Below are 14391 nucleotides of genomic sequence, written 5' to 3'. Positions count from 1 at the left end.
GGTGGCCGGTGCGGCCCCCTTCCACCACTGACATTCACTTCCGGAGGCCGGGGGGCATATGACCGGGAAGAGCCGACGCGGGTTTGCGTCAATGGATCCCGCGCGTCAGCGCGAGATCGCCAGCAAGGGTGGGCGAGCGGCCCACGAAAAGGGGACGGCGCACGAGTGGTCGTCCGACGAAGCGCGGAAGGCCGGGCGCAAGGGCGGCGTGACCGTCAGTCGCGACCGGGTCCACATGGCAACCATCGGCCGTGAGGGTGGCGAATCCCGCAGTGCGGCGGCGCGTCAGGCGCGCGTCGCGCGGGCAGGAGATCGCGAAATGCCGTTGCAGGTGGCGCGAGAAGGCGGGGCGCCGCGTCCGGCGTCCGACCGTCCGCGCACCAGCATCACCCACGTCGACGAGTCGACGGCGCGCTGACGCCTCGTCGCGGGGCATGACCCTCGCGCTCCCTCCACTCGCGAGACAGGGCCGGGTCACCGCACGGTGGGCCCGGCCCGTCGTACATCCGGGGGCAGCTCCGCCGAGTGGCTACCCCGGGTAGCGCGTGGTGAGTGCTTCGAGGCGGGACGGGTCGATGTTGCGACCGCTCACCACCGCCACCAGCGGGCCGGCGGGCGCGGTCAGGTACCCGTGACGGAGGGCGGCCACGGTGACGGCACCGGCCCCTTCGACGGCCATGCCGGTGGTGTGGTGCAGCCACGCGATCGTTTCTCCCAACTGCTCCTCGGTCACGAGCAGGAGATCGTCGGCGCACGCCTGACCAATGTGCAAGGCCTCGTCATCGATCTGCCCCGCGAGCCCATCGGCCAGCGTGGGGGTGACAGGGGTGTCCACCACCCGTCCGGCGCGCACACTGCGTGTCATGGCGGCGGTCTCCTCACTCTGCACGCCAATCACGCGCACGTGCGGCGCGAGCTGTCGCAGCACGCCACCCATGCCGCCCAGCAGGCCACCACCCCCGGTGCAAATCAGCACCGTCTGCATGGCGGGCAGCTGCTCCAGCAGCTCGAGTGCCACCGTGCCCTGCCCGGCGAGCAGGTCGAGCCCCAGGCACGGGTTGATGAAGCGGATGCCTTCGCGCGCGGCGTACGCCTTGGCCATCACCATGGCCACGTCGTAATCGGCGGCCTCGTCGTTCACCGTGGTGCCGAGCGCCCTGATGCCGTCCTTCTTGACCTGCGGCGCGTTGACCGGCACGTACAGCATGGCCGGCGTGCCGAAAGCGTGCGCGGCATACGCCACGCCCAGTCCGTGGTTGCCGGCGCTCGAGGCCACCACACCCTTGGCGCGCTCCTCCGCCGACAGGCCGGCCAGCACGTTGTACGCGCCACGCACCTTGAACGAGCCGGTGGGATTCTCCAGCTCGAGCTTGAACCAGACGTCGACGCCGAGCGTCTGTGACAGCCCGTCGTGCCGCACGAGCCGGCTGGGTGGCAGAAACGAGCGCAGCCGTTCGGCGGCGGAGCGCACCGCCGAGACTGCGGGAACGATGGTCGGATCGAGTGGGAGCATGCAGGAATTGTAACGGTGCCCGCCACGCGATGCGTCCACTTACAGCAACCGTGTCCCCTGCACGCGGGCGATGTACCCCTCCACATCGAACTTCATCTTCGCACGGTGCGTGACCATGGGACGCAGCCCGCCCCACACCGGCTTGTTCCCCCAGGGGCGATCCCAGAGTCCGAGGCACCACATGATGCCGCCCACACTGTTGGGATCTCGCCCGTCCAGCGCGTACTTGTCGTTGAGGTGAAACATCCAGGCGCGCGCCTGCTCGTAGCTCTCGGTCCAGAGCAGGATGGTCTTGCCCCACAGCATGCGCGGGTAGTTGTGGATGATCCCCTGCGTCACGAGTTCGTGCTGCGCGGCGTTCCACAGGCGATCGCCGCTGTGTGCCCCCTCGAGCGTCTCGAGGTCGTACTGCTGCGGCCGCGGGTCGTTGGCATGTTCCGCCATGGTGCGTTGCACCCAGTCGGGGAGCGCGGTGAGCTGGTCGAAGTGGCGCGTGCGTACGCACCAGTTGTAGCTCAACTCGCGCCAGGTGGTGACCTGCTGCACGAATGCCTCCAGGTCAGCAGCGGTCGCGCCCACCTCGGCGCGGGCGGCGCGCGCCTCACGAATCACGCGCGCCGACGCGATGTGGCCGTAGTGCAGGTAGGGCGAGAGCCGCGAGGTGCCCTCGCTGTTGCCGGCCTCGTTGCGCTGGGTGTCGTAGTGCGTGAGGCCGCGCTGCAGGAACTGCGCAAAACGCGCCTGCGCCGCTACGCTGCCCCCCGGCTGCGTGACTGCGGCCACCGTGTGGTCGATCTCGCACGCGGCCACGGCGCGCGCGATGTCGTCGTCGGTCATGGTGGCCAGCGGGAGCACCGTGAGCCCGCCTCCCGCGGCCACCGTGTCGCGCAACGAGGCCCGCAACGACTCGCTCACGGGCACCTGCGGCATCCCCTCCGCCACCGGTTCGAGCATCTGGTCGAGCAGCTTCGCAATCTTGGGCCGAATGGTGCGTGCGGCAAACTCCGGTTTGGTGAAGGTGCCGCTGGGTACCGTGCACACGCTGTCGATGGCCAGCACCCGGCAGTTCACCCGCTCGCCGAAGCGCTCGGTGCGTTCGCGCACGCCAGCCGTGGGGTAGAGGTCGGTGATCACGGCATACGCACGCGCCGCGAGCCGATCCAGCACGCGGCGGTCGTCGTCGCGCCGCGCCCGCAGCACGAACTGGTAGTACAGCCCCAGCTGCTCCGCGTGACGCGCCGTGTCGCGCGCGCCCTGCAGGATGAAGGTGTGGTGGCGGTCGCTGGCGTGCGGATAGGTGGGGTCGAGTCCCTGATGAATGACCAGCGGCCGCTGGACGCGATTGGCGGTGCGGATGGCCGCCCGCAGCGCCCAGTTTTCATCGAGGCGGTGCGTGGACTGCATCCAGTACAGCACGTACTCCCCGTCGGGGTGATACGTCTTGCCGTTCACATCGAGGGTGCGCGGTACCAGCTGGTCGCGCACGTACTCCGACTCGAGGGCGTGCGCGCCCGCAGCGTTCGCCCCGTAGGGCAAGGAAGGATGGGCGCGGTTCATGGTGCCGGTGAACGCCCCCAGCGCTCCGGGAGTTGCCACCAGCGGCCTCGGCTTGTGCCGTTCCGCTTGACTTCCCCCTGCCACGCGCTACCTTCCCCTCCGTTACCCGATGGGCCCCGCGCCACAGGAGCGGGGCCTTTGTTGTCCGGGTCACTTGGGGCTGTAGCTCAGCTGGGAGAGCGCTGCATTCGCATTGCAGAGGTCAGGGGTTCGAGCCCCCTCAGCTCCACTTGCCGGAACCTTTCCAGCATTCTGATTTACGGAAAGGAGACCGGGTCGTGACGGATCCGGCACTTGTGTGACGCTGGATCACCCTGCATCGTCCAGTGTATACAAGACAAGCCCGCCGCCGTTCGGTAGGACGGAGAGTTCCAATGACGGCGCGCGTGGCAGTTTTTGAACCCCGACAGCTCAGCTGTGCGGGGTTCTTTGCTTTCCGACGTGGGGGAGTCGGAGTGGTCCGAGGTCGGATTGGTCGGATGGTCGGATGGTCGGACGAATGCCGGAATTCGGAGGCGCGAAACGGCGGTCGGAAATCGGAGGTCGGATTTACCTGCCCGGACGCCGGAGGTCGGGGGGATGCCGGACGCATCCACTCCGACCTCGGACATCCGACCGCCGTATCCGGCCTCCGACATCCGGCATGCATCCGATGTCCGACATCCGATCATCCGACCGTCCGGACCGTCCGGCCATCCGAACCATCCCGAAAATTCGGACCATCCAGACGGTCACCGAGTGAGGGCGGCCATATCTCCCCGCATCGCCCGGAACAGTTCCACCAGGAACCGGTTCTCCTCCTCCTCCACGCTGCCGGCGAAGTCGCTCATGGCGGTAAAGCCCAGGTTCCCCAGCCAGCGCATGATGGCGCTCTCCTTGACCGCCACATCCACAATGCGTTCGCTGATCGTCTGGCCGGCGGGGCCGGTGCGCAGCCCCAGCTTGAAGTAGACGCCGTTCCCCTCGAACGGGTGGCGGACGGCGCTGCTCAACAGGCGTTCGGCAATGAGCGGCAAGTGCCACTTGGGCTCGCGGGTGAAGCGCAGTTGCCACGCACGCTCGCGCGGTGTGTCCACGTGCACGAACTCGCCCACGAGATTCGACACCCCCACCGAGAAGAGCCCCAGCTTGGCCATGGCGTCCACGGTGAGCACGAGGGTGTCGGGCATGGGGCGCGCCGCCCCCGCAATGGGTTGCAGCGCGCCGTTGCGCGTGCGGAAGCGCATGGTAAGCACGCGGTTCACCGTCTGCGCATCGAAGTAGTCGCCCCCAAGCCGATCGCTGAGCCGGTACCGGTAGCGTGCGGGCTCCACGTACTTCTGCAGGTAACGCGCGAAGCTGGGAAAGCTGGGGGCGATGTCGCGCGCGTCGATGCGGATCTGCATGGCCACCAGCGTGGAGCCGTCGAGCTGCGAGGTGGCAAAGATGCTGTCGATGGTGAGCAGTCGGCCGAGCGCCCCCACGGTGCGCGGAAACGCGTCGCGATAGTCGACGCGCATGGCGCTGCCGGGGCGTTCGGCGCTCGCGAAAAACGCGCGCGCCACCTCGTTCAGGCGGCGCGGCGGCATGGTACCCACGTGGTGCTCCACCACGGTGTGCCAGATCCAGTCGTTCTCCCGACGTTGCGTCACCGCAATGTGGTGACGCTGCTCTCCCAGCCGCGTGGGTAGCGGTGTTTCGTGGCGCGCCACGAACCGGAACTGGTTGTTCACCAGACTCCCCTGCCACTCGGCGGCGCGGTCGGCTCCCGTACGCGTCGTGCGCATGGCCGTCCAGATCGCGGTGTCCTCGGCCAGCTTCGACGGCGCGAAGGCATAGCGCGCGATGCGCATGCGCCCGTGCTGCACCTTGGGCTGCCGTGTCACATTGGTGAAGCGCGACTCGAATGCCCCCACCAGGCCGTCGAAATGCCGTTGCGCGCCGCGTGCGTCACCGTCGTGCGCCAGCGCGGGCGCCCGGCACCCGGCAAACAGCGGCAGGGTGAAGGCGGTGACGAGCAGGACGGATGCGGCGCGGCGGGGCATGGGGGGCGGACGGGGTGGTGGGCAGGAGGCGGGGGGCGGGGAGCAGGAGGCAGGGTGCAGGGTGCAGGGTGCAGGGAGCAGGGAGCAGGAGAACAGATAGTAGGGAGACCGCCGATGTATACCGGCGAGGATTAGATTGACGGGTCCTCCTTACCCGTACATACGTGTCCGATTCTCCGATCTCCGACAACTCCTCGGCTCCGCGCCGTGACTTCATCCGCGAAATGGTGGCGGACGATGTTGCGACCGGCCGTTTTGGTCGTGCCCCCGCCACCCGCTTCCCGCCGGAGCCCAACGGCTTCCTGCACATGGGGCACGCCAAGAGCATCTGCCTCAACTTCGGCATTGCCCAGGAGTTCGGCGGCACCTGCAACCTGCGCTTCGACGACACCAATCCGGCCACGGAAGACATCAAGTACGTGGAGGCCATTCAGCGCGACGTGCAGTGGCTGGGGTTCCAGTGGGACGGGCTCTACTACGCGTCCGACTACTTCGAGCAGCTGTACGACATCGCCGAGATGCTCGTGCAGAACGGCAAGGCGTATGTGGACGACCAGAACGAGGAGCAGATCCGCACCAACCGCGGCACGGTGACGAGTGCGGGCACCCCCAGCCCGTGGCGTGATCGCAGTGTGCAAGAGAATCTCGACCTGCTGCGTCGCATGAAGGCCGGTGAGTTTCCCGACGGGGCAAAGGTGCTGCGCGCGAAGATCGACATGGCGCACCCCAACATGATCATGCGCGACCCGCTGCTGCTGCGCATTCGTCATGCGCACCACTATCGGCGCGGCAACGACTGGTGCATCTACCCGCTCTACGACTTCGCGCACGGGTTGAGCGACGCCATCGAGGGGATCACGCGCTCGCTGTGTACGCTCGAGTTCAAGGATGCGCGCGAGATCTACGACTGGCTCGTGCGGGAGGCGGGATTCGAGCAGCCGCCCACGCAGATCGAATTCGCGCGGCTCGAGCTGGACTACACGGTGCTCAGTAAGCGCAAGCTGCTGCGTCTCGTGAACGAAGGGCACGTGAACGGGTGGGACGATCCCCGCATGCCCACGATCGCGGGGCTGCGCCGTCGTGGTGTGCGCCCCGAGGCCATTCGCGCCTTTGCCGACGTGATTGGCGTGGCGCGCAAGGATGCGCGGGTGGAGATCGCCACCTTCGAGCACGCGGTGCGCAACGATCTCAACATGGAAGTGCCGCGCCGATTGTGCGTGCTGAACCCGCTCAAGGTGGTGCTCACCAACTACCCCGAGGGGCAAGTCGAGCAGCTCGAGGCGCAGGATTATCCGCACGACGTACCCAAGACGGGCAGTCGCACCGTTCCGTTCTCGCGCGAGCTGTACGTGGACCGCGACGACTTCATGGAAGACCCGCCGAAGAAGTTCTATCGGCTGGCGCCGGGTCGTGAGGTGCGCCTGCGCTTCGGCTATCTCATCACCTGCCAGGAGGTCGTGAAGAACGACGCCGGCGAAATCGTGGAGCTGCGCTGCACCTACGATCCCGCCACCCGCAGCGGCAGCGCGCCCGACGGGCGCAAGGTGCAGGGTACCATTCACTGGGTGAGTGCGCCGCACGCGGCCGACGTGGAGGTGCGCCTCTACGACCGTCTCTTCGCGCAGCCCGACCCGGACGACGTACCCGAGGGGCAGGATTTCCTGAGTGCGCTCAACCCGCAGTCGCTGGTGATCATCGAGCACGCCAAGGCCGAGCCGGGTGTGCTCGATGACCCGCTGGGGTCGCGGTATCAGTTCGAGCGGGTGGGCTATTTCTACGCCGAGCCCGAGGGGAGCACGCCGGAGAAGCGGGTGTTCAACCGCATCGTGGGGCTGCGCGACAGCTGGGCGAAGGAAGTGAAGAAGGCATAGCGCACGTTTGGCGTTCGCGTGATACGACTCGCGTAATCGGGGTGACGGCGTGCCGTCACCCCGGTTGCATGTTGGTGCATGGGTGCGCCGAGTTGCGAAGAACGCCGAGGAAAGAGCAGACTATGGGTATGCCGATCGCGAACGAGCGTCGCTGGTCTGTGGATGACGTGTGGGCGTTGCCGGACGACGGCAATCGCTACGAGACCGTGGACGGGGAACTGCTGGTGAGCCCCACGCCGCGGTTCGTGCATCAGCGAGCGGTCGCCCGCAGTGGCGTTCTGCTGAGCGGGTACGTCACGGCTGAGCGTCTGGGCGAAGTCTTGTGGTCGCCGTATGACGTCGTGCTCGATCCGTTCACCCTCGTGCAGCCCGATATCCTGGTGATCGCCCCGGTCGGCCCCGACGTGGTTCGTGGCGATGTCCGTCCTCCGGTGCCGTTTCTGGCCATCGAGGTCTTGTCGCCCTCCACGGCACGTGCCGATCGGTTGCGCAAGCGGCCGCGCTACCAGCAGGCGGGGATTGAGTGCTGGCTGGTGGACCTCGATTCCGAGCTGATCGAACGGTGGACAGTCGATGCGGAGCGACCGGAGGTGTGTGGCGAGCAGCTCGTGTGGTCTCCTCCTGGCGCCCGGTCGCCGTTCGTACTCGAGGTGGCGGCATTCATGCGGCAGGTACTCGGGCCCGTGCGCGACGCGGGGGCGTAGCCATCATCCGACTCGCGTGAAACGGGTAACGGGAGTTCGTCACCCGTGTGCCATCGTGGGGCACGATCCCGCCGAGTTGCGAAACCCGCCGAACGGAGAGCACACTACGGGCATGTCCGCAACGTCGCCGCGCCTGTGGTCGGTCGAGGAAGCGCACGCGCTTCAGGAGCAGGACCCTTCTCGCCGATATGAGGTGGTCGACGGCGAACTGCTCGTGAGCCCGTCCCCTCGGCGTTCGCACCAGCGTGCGGTGGTTCACCTGCTTCGACTTCTCGGTGACTTCGTAGTCTCGTGTGGCGTTGGCGAAGTGTTGGCATCGCCGGCCGACCTGTTCGTCGAAGGGCGTACTTCGGTTCAGCCGGATGTCTTCGTCATTCCGTTTGTGAACGGCAGGCCGGCCGCTGACGCGGTAGACATCGATCCGATACTCGTGGTCGAGGTGTTGTCACCAGCGACCGCTCGGCACGACCGTCTGGTCAAGCGGGCGCTGTACCAGCGGAAAGCGGTGGAGTATTGGATCGTAGACCTGGATGCCCAGCTTCTGGAGCGCTGGCTTCCGGGTGCCGACCGCCCGGAGGTCTGGGCCGAGGAGTTCCTGTGGGTCCCGGAGGGGCTGACGACGCCCCTGTCCATCGACCTTCCCGGCTTCTTCGGGCGGGTACTCGGCCCGGACTGACGGGGGCACTACCATCCGGTGCCGGGCGGCGTATATTTGACGCCTTACCGGTCCACCGGGCCGGGAAAGCCAGCTGCCCCTTAGCTCAACTGGCAGAGCGTCTGACTCTGGATCAGAAGGTTCCTGGTTCGATCCCAGGAGGGGCAATCGCAAACGCCGCAGTCACTTACGTGACGGCGGCGTTTGTGTTTTTCCGCCAGTCGGACGGGATTCCTCGTTCACGACCGACCTGAATGCAAATCTCCTCCTGGGTGCCCGTTGACACCGTGCGCTGGCGTGTCCAGCGTTCATGAACACTGGACACGGAGCCAATGGTGCCGCTCAAGCCCGCTGATGTGGCCGTCGCCCTCCAGCTGTCGCTCACACCCGACGTACCCTACCGGGAGTTGGCGGCGGCCGTGGGCATCTCACACGGGGAGGCGCACAACGCCGTGCGGCGCCTGCAGGCCGCACGGCTGCTTCGCGCGGGCTCACGTGTCGTGAAGACGGAGGCGCTCCTCGAGTTCCTGATCGGCGGTGTCCCGTACGCGTATGCGGCGACTCCCGGGGCCGAGGTGCGTGGTGTGCCCACCGCGCACGCCGCGCCACCGCTGGCCGCCGACTTTACCGCCGCTAACGCCTATGTCTGGCCGTCAGCAGAGGGGCTCGTTCGCGGTGAATCGATCGAGCCCTTGTATGCGGGAGCCGTGCACACCGCGACGACCAATCCGGCGCTGTACGAGCTGCTCGCCTTGGTAGACGCACTGCGCGCCGGGCGCGCGCGCGAAAGACAGCGGGCCCGTGAACATCTTCGGCAACGGCTCGCTGAGGCGGCATGATCGTTCACCTCGATCATCCCAACACGCAGCAGGTCCGGCGCGCCGCCATCGCACTCGGGGACCTTCTCGACGAGGTCGTATTCGTTGGTGGCCTGATGATCCCGTTCTTCATCTCCGACCGTGGCCTGCATCGCATGCGTCCAACGGACGATGTCGATGTCGTCGTCGGGTGCCGTACGCGCAGCGCCTATAACGCGTTCGGCGTGCGGCTGCATGAACGCGGGTTCCGGTTGGACCAATCACCGCGCGCACCGGTCTGCCGCTATCGTACGGACGATGGTCTGGTGCTCGACGCCATGCCGCTCGACGGGGATATCCTTGGGTTCAGCAACCGGTGGTATCATGATCCGCGCCGCGCATCCTGTGGCGCTGCTCGCAACGAAGTGGGAGGCGTACCTCGGCCGTGGCGCTGACGATCCCTTCGGCAGTCACGACCTCGAAGATCTGCTCATGCTGATCGCCGGTCGCCCCGAACTCGCCGATGAGTTGGATAGGCAGTCGCCAGACGTACGCACGTTTGTCGCCGACTCCGTGAGAATGCTGCAGGCGGCACCGTGGTTCGACGACGTACTCGAAGGGACATTCCCGGATGCGCAGCGGCTGCCGAACGTGCTCGTGGGAATTCGTGAGAGGATCTCGAGGCTTGTCCCGTAAACCTCGTTGGCAACGGCGAACAGTCGATGCGTGGCGCGCTCCTTCGCGCGCGCTGCAGTCAGAAATCCGTTCGCGCTGAGCGCCGATCAGCCCGAATCGACAAGCGACTTGGTAGAAATCGCAGCTCGGTATTCTCGTCCGCCTTCCCGGAGCGACTCGAGAACAGAAGGATCCTGGTTCGATCCCAGGAGGGGCAATCGCAAGCGCCGCCGTAACTTACGAGTGAGGGCGGCGTTTGTGTTCTGGGGAAGACTGGAGGGGATTCCCAGTTCCATAATGTCAGAGACTCCCGAGTTACGTACCCGCCGCGGGGCCGGCCGTTGCCCTCGATACCAGAGGGAAATCCGCTGGCCGTCGGACTGAGCGGACGGAGAGGTCCACGTCGAGAAGCGGCCAGTACAGGTGATCCGGACTCGGCCATTCGACGCGCGTAAGCGCATCAATGGTCGCATGTCGGAACCACGGGAAGTCCTCGAAGCGCACGAGCAGCTCTTCGTCACCCAGCAGCAGCCAGAAGCCGTGCCGGGAGATGTTTGTGACCTCAGGCGCCGAACTGGCGAATCCAGGCATCACGGATCTCCCCTGTGTGACGTTCGACAATGTCCTGTGCCTCAGCGAGTTGCCGAGCGGTGAGACCGACCGCGTCAGCGAGTGCCACATCCGGCGTCAGCCAGAATTTTGCTTCGCCATCCGGATGGGACACACGAACGTACACTCGGGGTTCCTCACGCGAAAAGAAGAACAGGCGGAAGGGGCCCTCGCGCAGGACGGTCGGCGATATACTGAGAGTATACCCGCAGCTCTGAGGCGGAGGGACGGTCGCCGAGGGACTACTCAACTGGGGGCCGCAGACCACTCATGTCGCGCCTCGCCGACGTCCCTCGGATCGACTGTGGATCAGCAGGTTCCTGGTTCGACCACAGGACGGGCAATCGCAAGCGCCGCCGTCACTTCCGTGATGGCGGCGTTGGTGGTTCTCCGGGGGCCCACGGGCGCAAGGTTTTTCCCACCGTGTCTGGGCGTTCATCGCCGGGCTTTGGTGGTACATTCCCCGCGTGCCCCGAACTTTCTGGTCCCGTTGGACCGTCCTCATCCTCGCGCTGGTCGCCAGCCTCACGTCGCCCGTACTTGCCGTCGCGCATGGAGTCGCGCACGCACATGGCGCCGAGGAGCATGCAGGGGATGACCATGGCAGAAGGGCCACGCACGACCACGACCACCACCACGAGCACGAGCACGAGCACGAGCCCGTCCACGGACACGAGCACGCGTCGGCCCCCTCGCACGATGAGCACGGTGCGACCCTGCGTGACCAGCACCACGGGCATCGGCACGACCATGAGCGGGTGGAGCTGGGGGCGACGGGCAAGCCAGACGTGCGCAGCGTATTCGAGGTACCGGTCACCGCCACGGTGGCCCCGCCAATGCTTGCCCAGGCGACGCACGAGCGCTCTCCCGTGTCCCGCTGGGATATCGTGACCCTCGCGCGCCCCGCGCCCGACACGGGGCCTCCCCCCGCTCTCCGAGCTCCTCCGGTTCGCTGACTCCACCGTCCCGCGACGCGCGCCATGCGCTCAGTCGTGTGACGCGTAGTCGGTCACGCCCCGCGTGACCGTCCCCGTGGGAGACGACGCGAGCACAAGGCCAGCGTCGGGATCCCCTCGGGAACGTCAGCCCATCGCTCCCGTGGTCTCGTCGTTCTTTCAACGCCGACAGCTTCTTGTCGGTGCGCTGCTCCTTGTGGGCGTGAGCGCGCCTCCCGTCTCAGCGCAGGACGGCCTCCCCAGTGGGGCACGTCCGGAGCTCCTGTTGCTGAGGGAGGCCTACGCGGCTGCCCTCAGGATCGATCCCGCGGTTCGCGCCGCCAAAGAGGCTGCGGCTGCGGCGTCTGCTCGTGAACGGCAGGCGGCCGCCTTGCCGAATCCCAGCCTCGCGTACGGCCGTGAGCAAACGTCGCGGCCCGGGCAGTCCAACGCACAGGACATCGCGCAGGTCGAGTGGCCGCTCGACGTGGCGGGGCAGCGCTCTGCGCGCATTGCGGCGGCGCGGTTCCGACGCGAAGCCGCAGAGGCGCGCGTGGCCACGGCAGTGCAGGCGCTGGAGGGAGACGTCGTGCAGGCGTACGTCGAGGCGATGACCGCCACGCAGCGGGCCTCCCTCGCCGACGCGGCGTTTCGTACCACCAGCGAAGCCCAGCGCGTGAGCGACGAACGGGTGCGGGCAGGGGACGCGGCCATGTATGTGGGTCGTCGGCTGCGACTGGAGGCCGGGCGCTACGCGGCGCGTCGTGCCGAGGCCGCTGCCCTGGCGCGTGCGGCGCGCGAACGGCTCGCCCTGCTCACGGGACTCCCCGCCGAACGCATCACGGTGCCAGCAGTGTCGGCCGGCGATTCGTCCGGCACCGCCTTCTCGGCACTGCTTTCAACCGTTGTTAGTGAGTCCATGGTCGCGGTCATGGCATCCGACGTGTCGGGCGACTCGCTCGTCGCGCGGGCGCATGCGGAGCGCGCGGATGTGCGCACGGCGCAGCGTGAAGCGCAGGCGGCGCTCGCGGACGCACGGCTCGCCTCACGCGAGCGCGTGCCCATGCCCGCACTATCGGCCGGCTACAAGGGGGAGCAGATCCAATCGGGCATCAATGCACGTGGCGTGTCGCTCGCCGGCTTCGTGGCCGGCTTCTCACTGCCGCTGCCACTACTCGACCGACGCGCGGCATCGACAGCGGCGGCACGTGCGACCGCACGCCAGAGTGACGCCGAAGTCGAGGGGGCGAAACGCCGAGTGGCGCGCGAAGTGCTCGAGGCGCTGAACGCCGTGCGCGGTGCCGAAGCGGAGCGCGCACTGCTGCAGCCGTTCGTCGGCGATGAGTCGCGCCTCGCGTTGCGCGCGGTGCAGGCAGCGTTCGCCGAAGGCGAGATCACGCTCACGGAGTGGCTCGAGGCGGTGCGTGCCTGGCAGGAGACCGAAGTAACGCTGCTCACTCTTACCACCAGCATCGCGCTGCGCCGCGTCGAACTCGCGCGCGCGGTCGGACTTTCGCTCTTTCCCCTCACCGAATCGTCCCGATGACCGGCCGTTCTCTTCTCCTGACATTCGCCGTGATCGGTGCGGCCGCGTGCAGTGGATCGACTCCTGACAACGCCTCCACGGAGCCAGCGACCGATGAGCCAGCGGGTGGCGCGATCACGCAGTGGACCGACAGCACGGAATTGTTCATGGAGCATCCCGCGCTGATCGTGGGCGCGCCGGACAAGTTCGCCGTGCACCTTACCGATCTCACGGACTTCGCACCGCTGCGTTCAGGTCGCATCACCCTCACGTTCATCCCGCGCGGTGGCGGTACGCCGCTGGTCGTGGTGCAGGACGCGCCGCGCTCACCCGGCATCTACGGGCCGAGCCCAACATTTACGAAGGCTGGCGTCTACGACCTCGTCATCCGCGTGGAAAGTCCGCAGGCCCTCGATAGTCTCTTTGTGCCGGGACTTACGGTGTTTGCCAACGCGGCGACCGCACCGCGTGACTCCGGCGGCGGCGAGAGTGGCATTTCGTTCCTCAAGGAGCAGGCGTGGAAGACGCCCGGCTATCGCAGTGCGTTCGCCACGGACGGTGCCCTCGCCGGCACGTTCGACGCACCTGGACGCATCGAGCCGGCGGCGGGGCACTTTGCGCACGTGAGCGCCCCGATCGCCGGGTTCATCGACGCGTCGAGTGTCGCGAATGGTCTCGCGCCTGGCGTGCGCGTGGCACGCGGGCAGACGCTGGCGCTGCTTGCGCCCTCCATTGGGGAGGCCGGGAGTGCGGCCTACGCCGAGGCCCGTGCACGGCTGCGCGAGGCCGAAGACGAGCACGCACGCGCCGTGCGGCTGTATGCCGTAGAGGCGGTGCCCCAACGCCGGGTACACGAGGCTGAGATCCGTCTTGCCGCAGCGCGTGAAGCGTTGGCCGGCTACGGTGGCGGCGAACTGGCCGCCGGTGGGCGCGTGGCAGTGCGCGCGCCCGTGTCCGGCGTCATCGCCGACCGACGTGTCACTCCCGGCAGTCGCGTGGATGCCGGCGCCCTGCTGTTCACCATCGTCGATCCCTCCGTGGTGTGGCTGCGGGTCAACGTGCCGGCCGCCCAGGCGGCAAGCGTATCCCGTACGTCGGGCGTGGAGTTCCGGGTGGAAGGATCGGAGCAGGTTTACGCGGCGCGTCGCGTGATCGCCCTGGGCAGCATGATCGACAGTGTGACGCGTTCCGTACCGCTGCTGCTCGAGGTGAGCAATGCCGATGGCACGCTCAAGGTCGGTGCGGCCGCGCGCGTATCGGTGCGCACCGGACAGCGGGAGGCCGGCGTGCTCGTGCCCAGCACGGCAGTCCTCGACGAAGACGGGCGCCCCATCGCGTACGTGCAGGTCGAAGGCGAGCGGTTCGAGAAGCGCGCGCTCACGCTGGGGCCGAGCGAAGGCGGACGTGTCCTGGTGCGGAGCGGCATCCGCGCCGGCGAGCGCGTGGTGACCGGAGCCGCATACCAGGTACGCCTCGCGTCGCTGTCCACGGCCGTGCCCGCGCACGGTCACGAGCATTGAGGCGCG

At 67.5% G+C, this 14391-nt stretch carries 15 protein-coding genes and 2 tRNA genes; 11 read left to right on the top strand and 6 right to left on the bottom strand.

The genetic code is table 11. The annotated features are described in order from the left end of the window. Positions 1-58: 58 nt before the first annotated feature. Positions 59-418, top strand: coding sequence for a KGG domain-containing protein (locus tag O9271_RS06980; RefSeq protein WP_298267596.1), 360 nt, complete (start codon positions 59-61; stop codon positions 416-418). Positions 419-529: 111 nt separating this feature from the next. Here the strand turns inward: O9271_RS06980 and O9271_RS06975 are convergent, their stop codons facing one another. Then, entirely contained in the window at positions 530-1513 is a 984-nt protein-coding gene (locus O9271_RS06975) for a threonine/serine dehydratase (protein WP_298267593.1), read from the bottom strand. Between the two features lie 39 nt (positions 1514-1552). Next, positions 1553-3109, bottom strand: a complete 1557-nt coding sequence (locus O9271_RS06970) for a deoxyribodipyrimidine photo-lyase (protein WP_298267591.1) — start codon at positions 3107-3109, stop codon at positions 1553-1555. A 117-nt stretch (positions 3110-3226) separates the two neighbouring features. Between O9271_RS06970 and O9271_RS06965 the strand changes: the two genes are divergently transcribed. Next, positions 3227-3299 (top strand) — tRNA-Ala (locus tag O9271_RS06965). A 502-nt stretch (positions 3300-3801) separates the two neighbouring features. Here O9271_RS06965 and O9271_RS06960 read toward each other — a convergent pair. Next, on the bottom strand, positions 3802-5094 hold the full coding sequence (locus O9271_RS06960) for a hypothetical protein (protein ID WP_298267589.1): 1293 nt from the start codon (positions 5092-5094) through the stop codon (positions 3802-3804). Between the two features lie 164 nt (positions 5095-5258). On the opposite strand from O9271_RS06960, the gene O9271_RS06955 reads away from it, so the two are divergent. The 7 genes from O9271_RS06955 to O9271_RS06925 all read left to right on the top strand — a co-directional run bounded on the left by O9271_RS06955 (position 5259) and on the right by O9271_RS06925 (position 9817). Then, complete coding sequence (locus O9271_RS06955; RefSeq protein WP_298267587.1) at positions 5259-6965, top strand: glutamine--tRNA ligase/YqeY domain fusion protein; 1707 nt, start codon at positions 5259-5261, stop codon at positions 6963-6965. Between the two features lie 128 nt (positions 6966-7093). Beyond that, positions 7094-7669: a Uma2 family endonuclease gene (locus O9271_RS06950; protein WP_298267585.1), complete on the top strand. Its 576-nt coding sequence runs from the start codon at positions 7094-7096 to the stop codon at positions 7667-7669. A gap of 112 nt (positions 7670-7781) precedes the next feature. Beyond that, positions 7782-8345, top strand: a complete 564-nt coding sequence (locus tag O9271_RS06945) for a Uma2 family endonuclease (RefSeq protein WP_298267582.1) — start codon at positions 7782-7784, stop codon at positions 8343-8345. Between the two features lie 74 nt (positions 8346-8419). Next, positions 8420-8492 (top strand) — tRNA-Gln (locus O9271_RS06940). A gap of 164 nt (positions 8493-8656) precedes the next feature. Continuing rightward, entirely contained in the window at positions 8657-9163 is a 507-nt protein-coding gene (locus O9271_RS06935; protein WP_298267579.1) for a hypothetical protein, read from the top strand. Then, positions 9160-9576 carry a hypothetical protein gene (locus tag O9271_RS06930; RefSeq protein ID WP_298267578.1) on the top strand — a complete coding sequence of 139 codons (417 nt, stop codon included), beginning with the start codon at positions 9160-9162 and terminating at the stop codon, positions 9574-9576. The genes O9271_RS06935 and O9271_RS06930 overlap by 4 nt, the downstream gene beginning before the upstream one ends. Then, a complete protein-coding gene (locus O9271_RS06925) occupies positions 9506-9817 on the top strand; it encodes a hypothetical protein (protein WP_298267576.1) in 312 nt (103 codons plus the stop codon). Before O9271_RS06930 ends, O9271_RS06925 begins: the two co-directional genes overlap by 71 nt. Before the next feature lie 294 nt (positions 9818-10111). On the opposite strand, the gene O9271_RS06920 is transcribed toward O9271_RS06925, so the two are convergent. The 3 genes from O9271_RS06920 to O9271_RS06915 form a co-directional block, all read right to left on the bottom strand. Continuing rightward, complete coding sequence (locus O9271_RS06920) at positions 10112-10387, bottom strand: DUF2442 domain-containing protein (protein WP_298267574.1); 276 nt, start codon at positions 10385-10387, stop codon at positions 10112-10114. After that, positions 10359-10520 carry a DUF4160 domain-containing protein gene (locus O9271_RS18445; RefSeq protein ID WP_343213875.1) on the bottom strand — a complete coding sequence of 54 codons (162 nt, stop codon included), beginning with the start codon at positions 10518-10520 and terminating at the stop codon, positions 10359-10361. Before O9271_RS18445 ends, O9271_RS06920 begins: the two co-directional genes overlap by 29 nt. A 244-nt stretch (positions 10521-10764) precedes the next feature. Continuing rightward, a complete protein-coding gene (locus O9271_RS06915) occupies positions 10765-11157 on the bottom strand; it encodes a hypothetical protein (protein ID WP_298267572.1) in 393 nt (130 codons plus the stop codon). 406 nt (positions 11158-11563) lie between these two features. Between O9271_RS06915 and O9271_RS06910 the strand changes: the two genes are divergently transcribed. Together O9271_RS06910 and O9271_RS06905 are read left to right on the top strand one after the other, a co-directional pair. Beyond that, positions 11564-12886 (top strand): TolC family protein, encoded by a 1323-nt coding sequence (locus tag O9271_RS06910; RefSeq protein ID WP_298267570.1) that lies wholly within the window; start codon positions 11564-11566, stop codon positions 12884-12886. Continuing rightward, on the top strand, positions 12883-14385 hold the full coding sequence (locus O9271_RS06905; RefSeq protein ID WP_298267568.1) for an efflux RND transporter periplasmic adaptor subunit: 1503 nt from the start codon (positions 12883-12885) through the stop codon (positions 14383-14385). The genes O9271_RS06910 and O9271_RS06905 overlap by 4 nt, the downstream gene beginning before the upstream one ends. Positions 14386-14391 lie beyond the last annotated feature (6 nt).

The sequence above is a fragment of the Gemmatimonas sp. genome (assembly GCF_027531815.1).
Taxonomy (GTDB): Bacteria; Gemmatimonadota; Gemmatimonadetes; order Gemmatimonadales; family Gemmatimonadaceae; genus Gemmatimonas.
Note: the sequence above shows the minus strand (reverse complement) of the source record. Positions and strands in the feature narration are given on the sequence as shown.

What these genes read in the sequence shown, in the direction of transcription:
- O9271_RS06920 (WP_298267574.1), bottom strand. Translation starts at nt 10,387, where the DNA reads ATGCCTGGATTCGCCAGTTCGGCGCCTGAGGTCACAAACATCTCCCGG.
- O9271_RS06975 (WP_298267593.1), bottom strand. Translation starts at nt 1,513, where the DNA reads ATGCTCCCACTCGATCCGACCATCGTTCCCGCAGTCTCGGCGGTGCGC.
- O9271_RS06930 (WP_298267578.1), top strand. Translation starts at nt 9,160, where the DNA reads ATGATCGTTCACCTCGATCATCCCAACACGCAGCAGGTCCGGCGCGCC.
- O9271_RS06915 (WP_298267572.1), bottom strand. Translation starts at nt 11,157, where the DNA reads ATGGTCGTGCCGATGCCCGTGGTGCTGGTCACGCAGGGTCGCACCGTG.
- O9271_RS06925 (WP_298267576.1), top strand. Translation starts at nt 9,506, where the DNA reads ATGATCCGCGCCGCGCATCCTGTGGCGCTGCTCGCAACGAAGTGGGAG.
- O9271_RS06960 (WP_298267589.1), bottom strand. Translation starts at nt 5,094, where the DNA reads ATGCCCCGCCGCGCCGCATCCGTCCTGCTCGTCACCGCCTTCACCCTG.
- O9271_RS06935 (WP_298267579.1), top strand. Translation starts at nt 8,657, where the DNA reads ATGGTGCCGCTCAAGCCCGCTGATGTGGCCGTCGCCCTCCAGCTGTCG.
- O9271_RS06980 (WP_298267596.1), top strand. Translation starts at nt 59, where the DNA reads ATGACCGGGAAGAGCCGACGCGGGTTTGCGTCAATGGATCCCGCGCGT.
- O9271_RS06950 (WP_298267585.1), top strand. Translation starts at nt 7,094, where the DNA reads ATGCCGATCGCGAACGAGCGTCGCTGGTCTGTGGATGACGTGTGGGCG.
- O9271_RS06945 (WP_298267582.1), top strand. Translation starts at nt 7,782, where the DNA reads ATGTCCGCAACGTCGCCGCGCCTGTGGTCGGTCGAGGAAGCGCACGCG.
- O9271_RS06905 (WP_298267568.1), top strand. Translation starts at nt 12,883, where the DNA reads ATGACCGGCCGTTCTCTTCTCCTGACATTCGCCGTGATCGGTGCGGCC.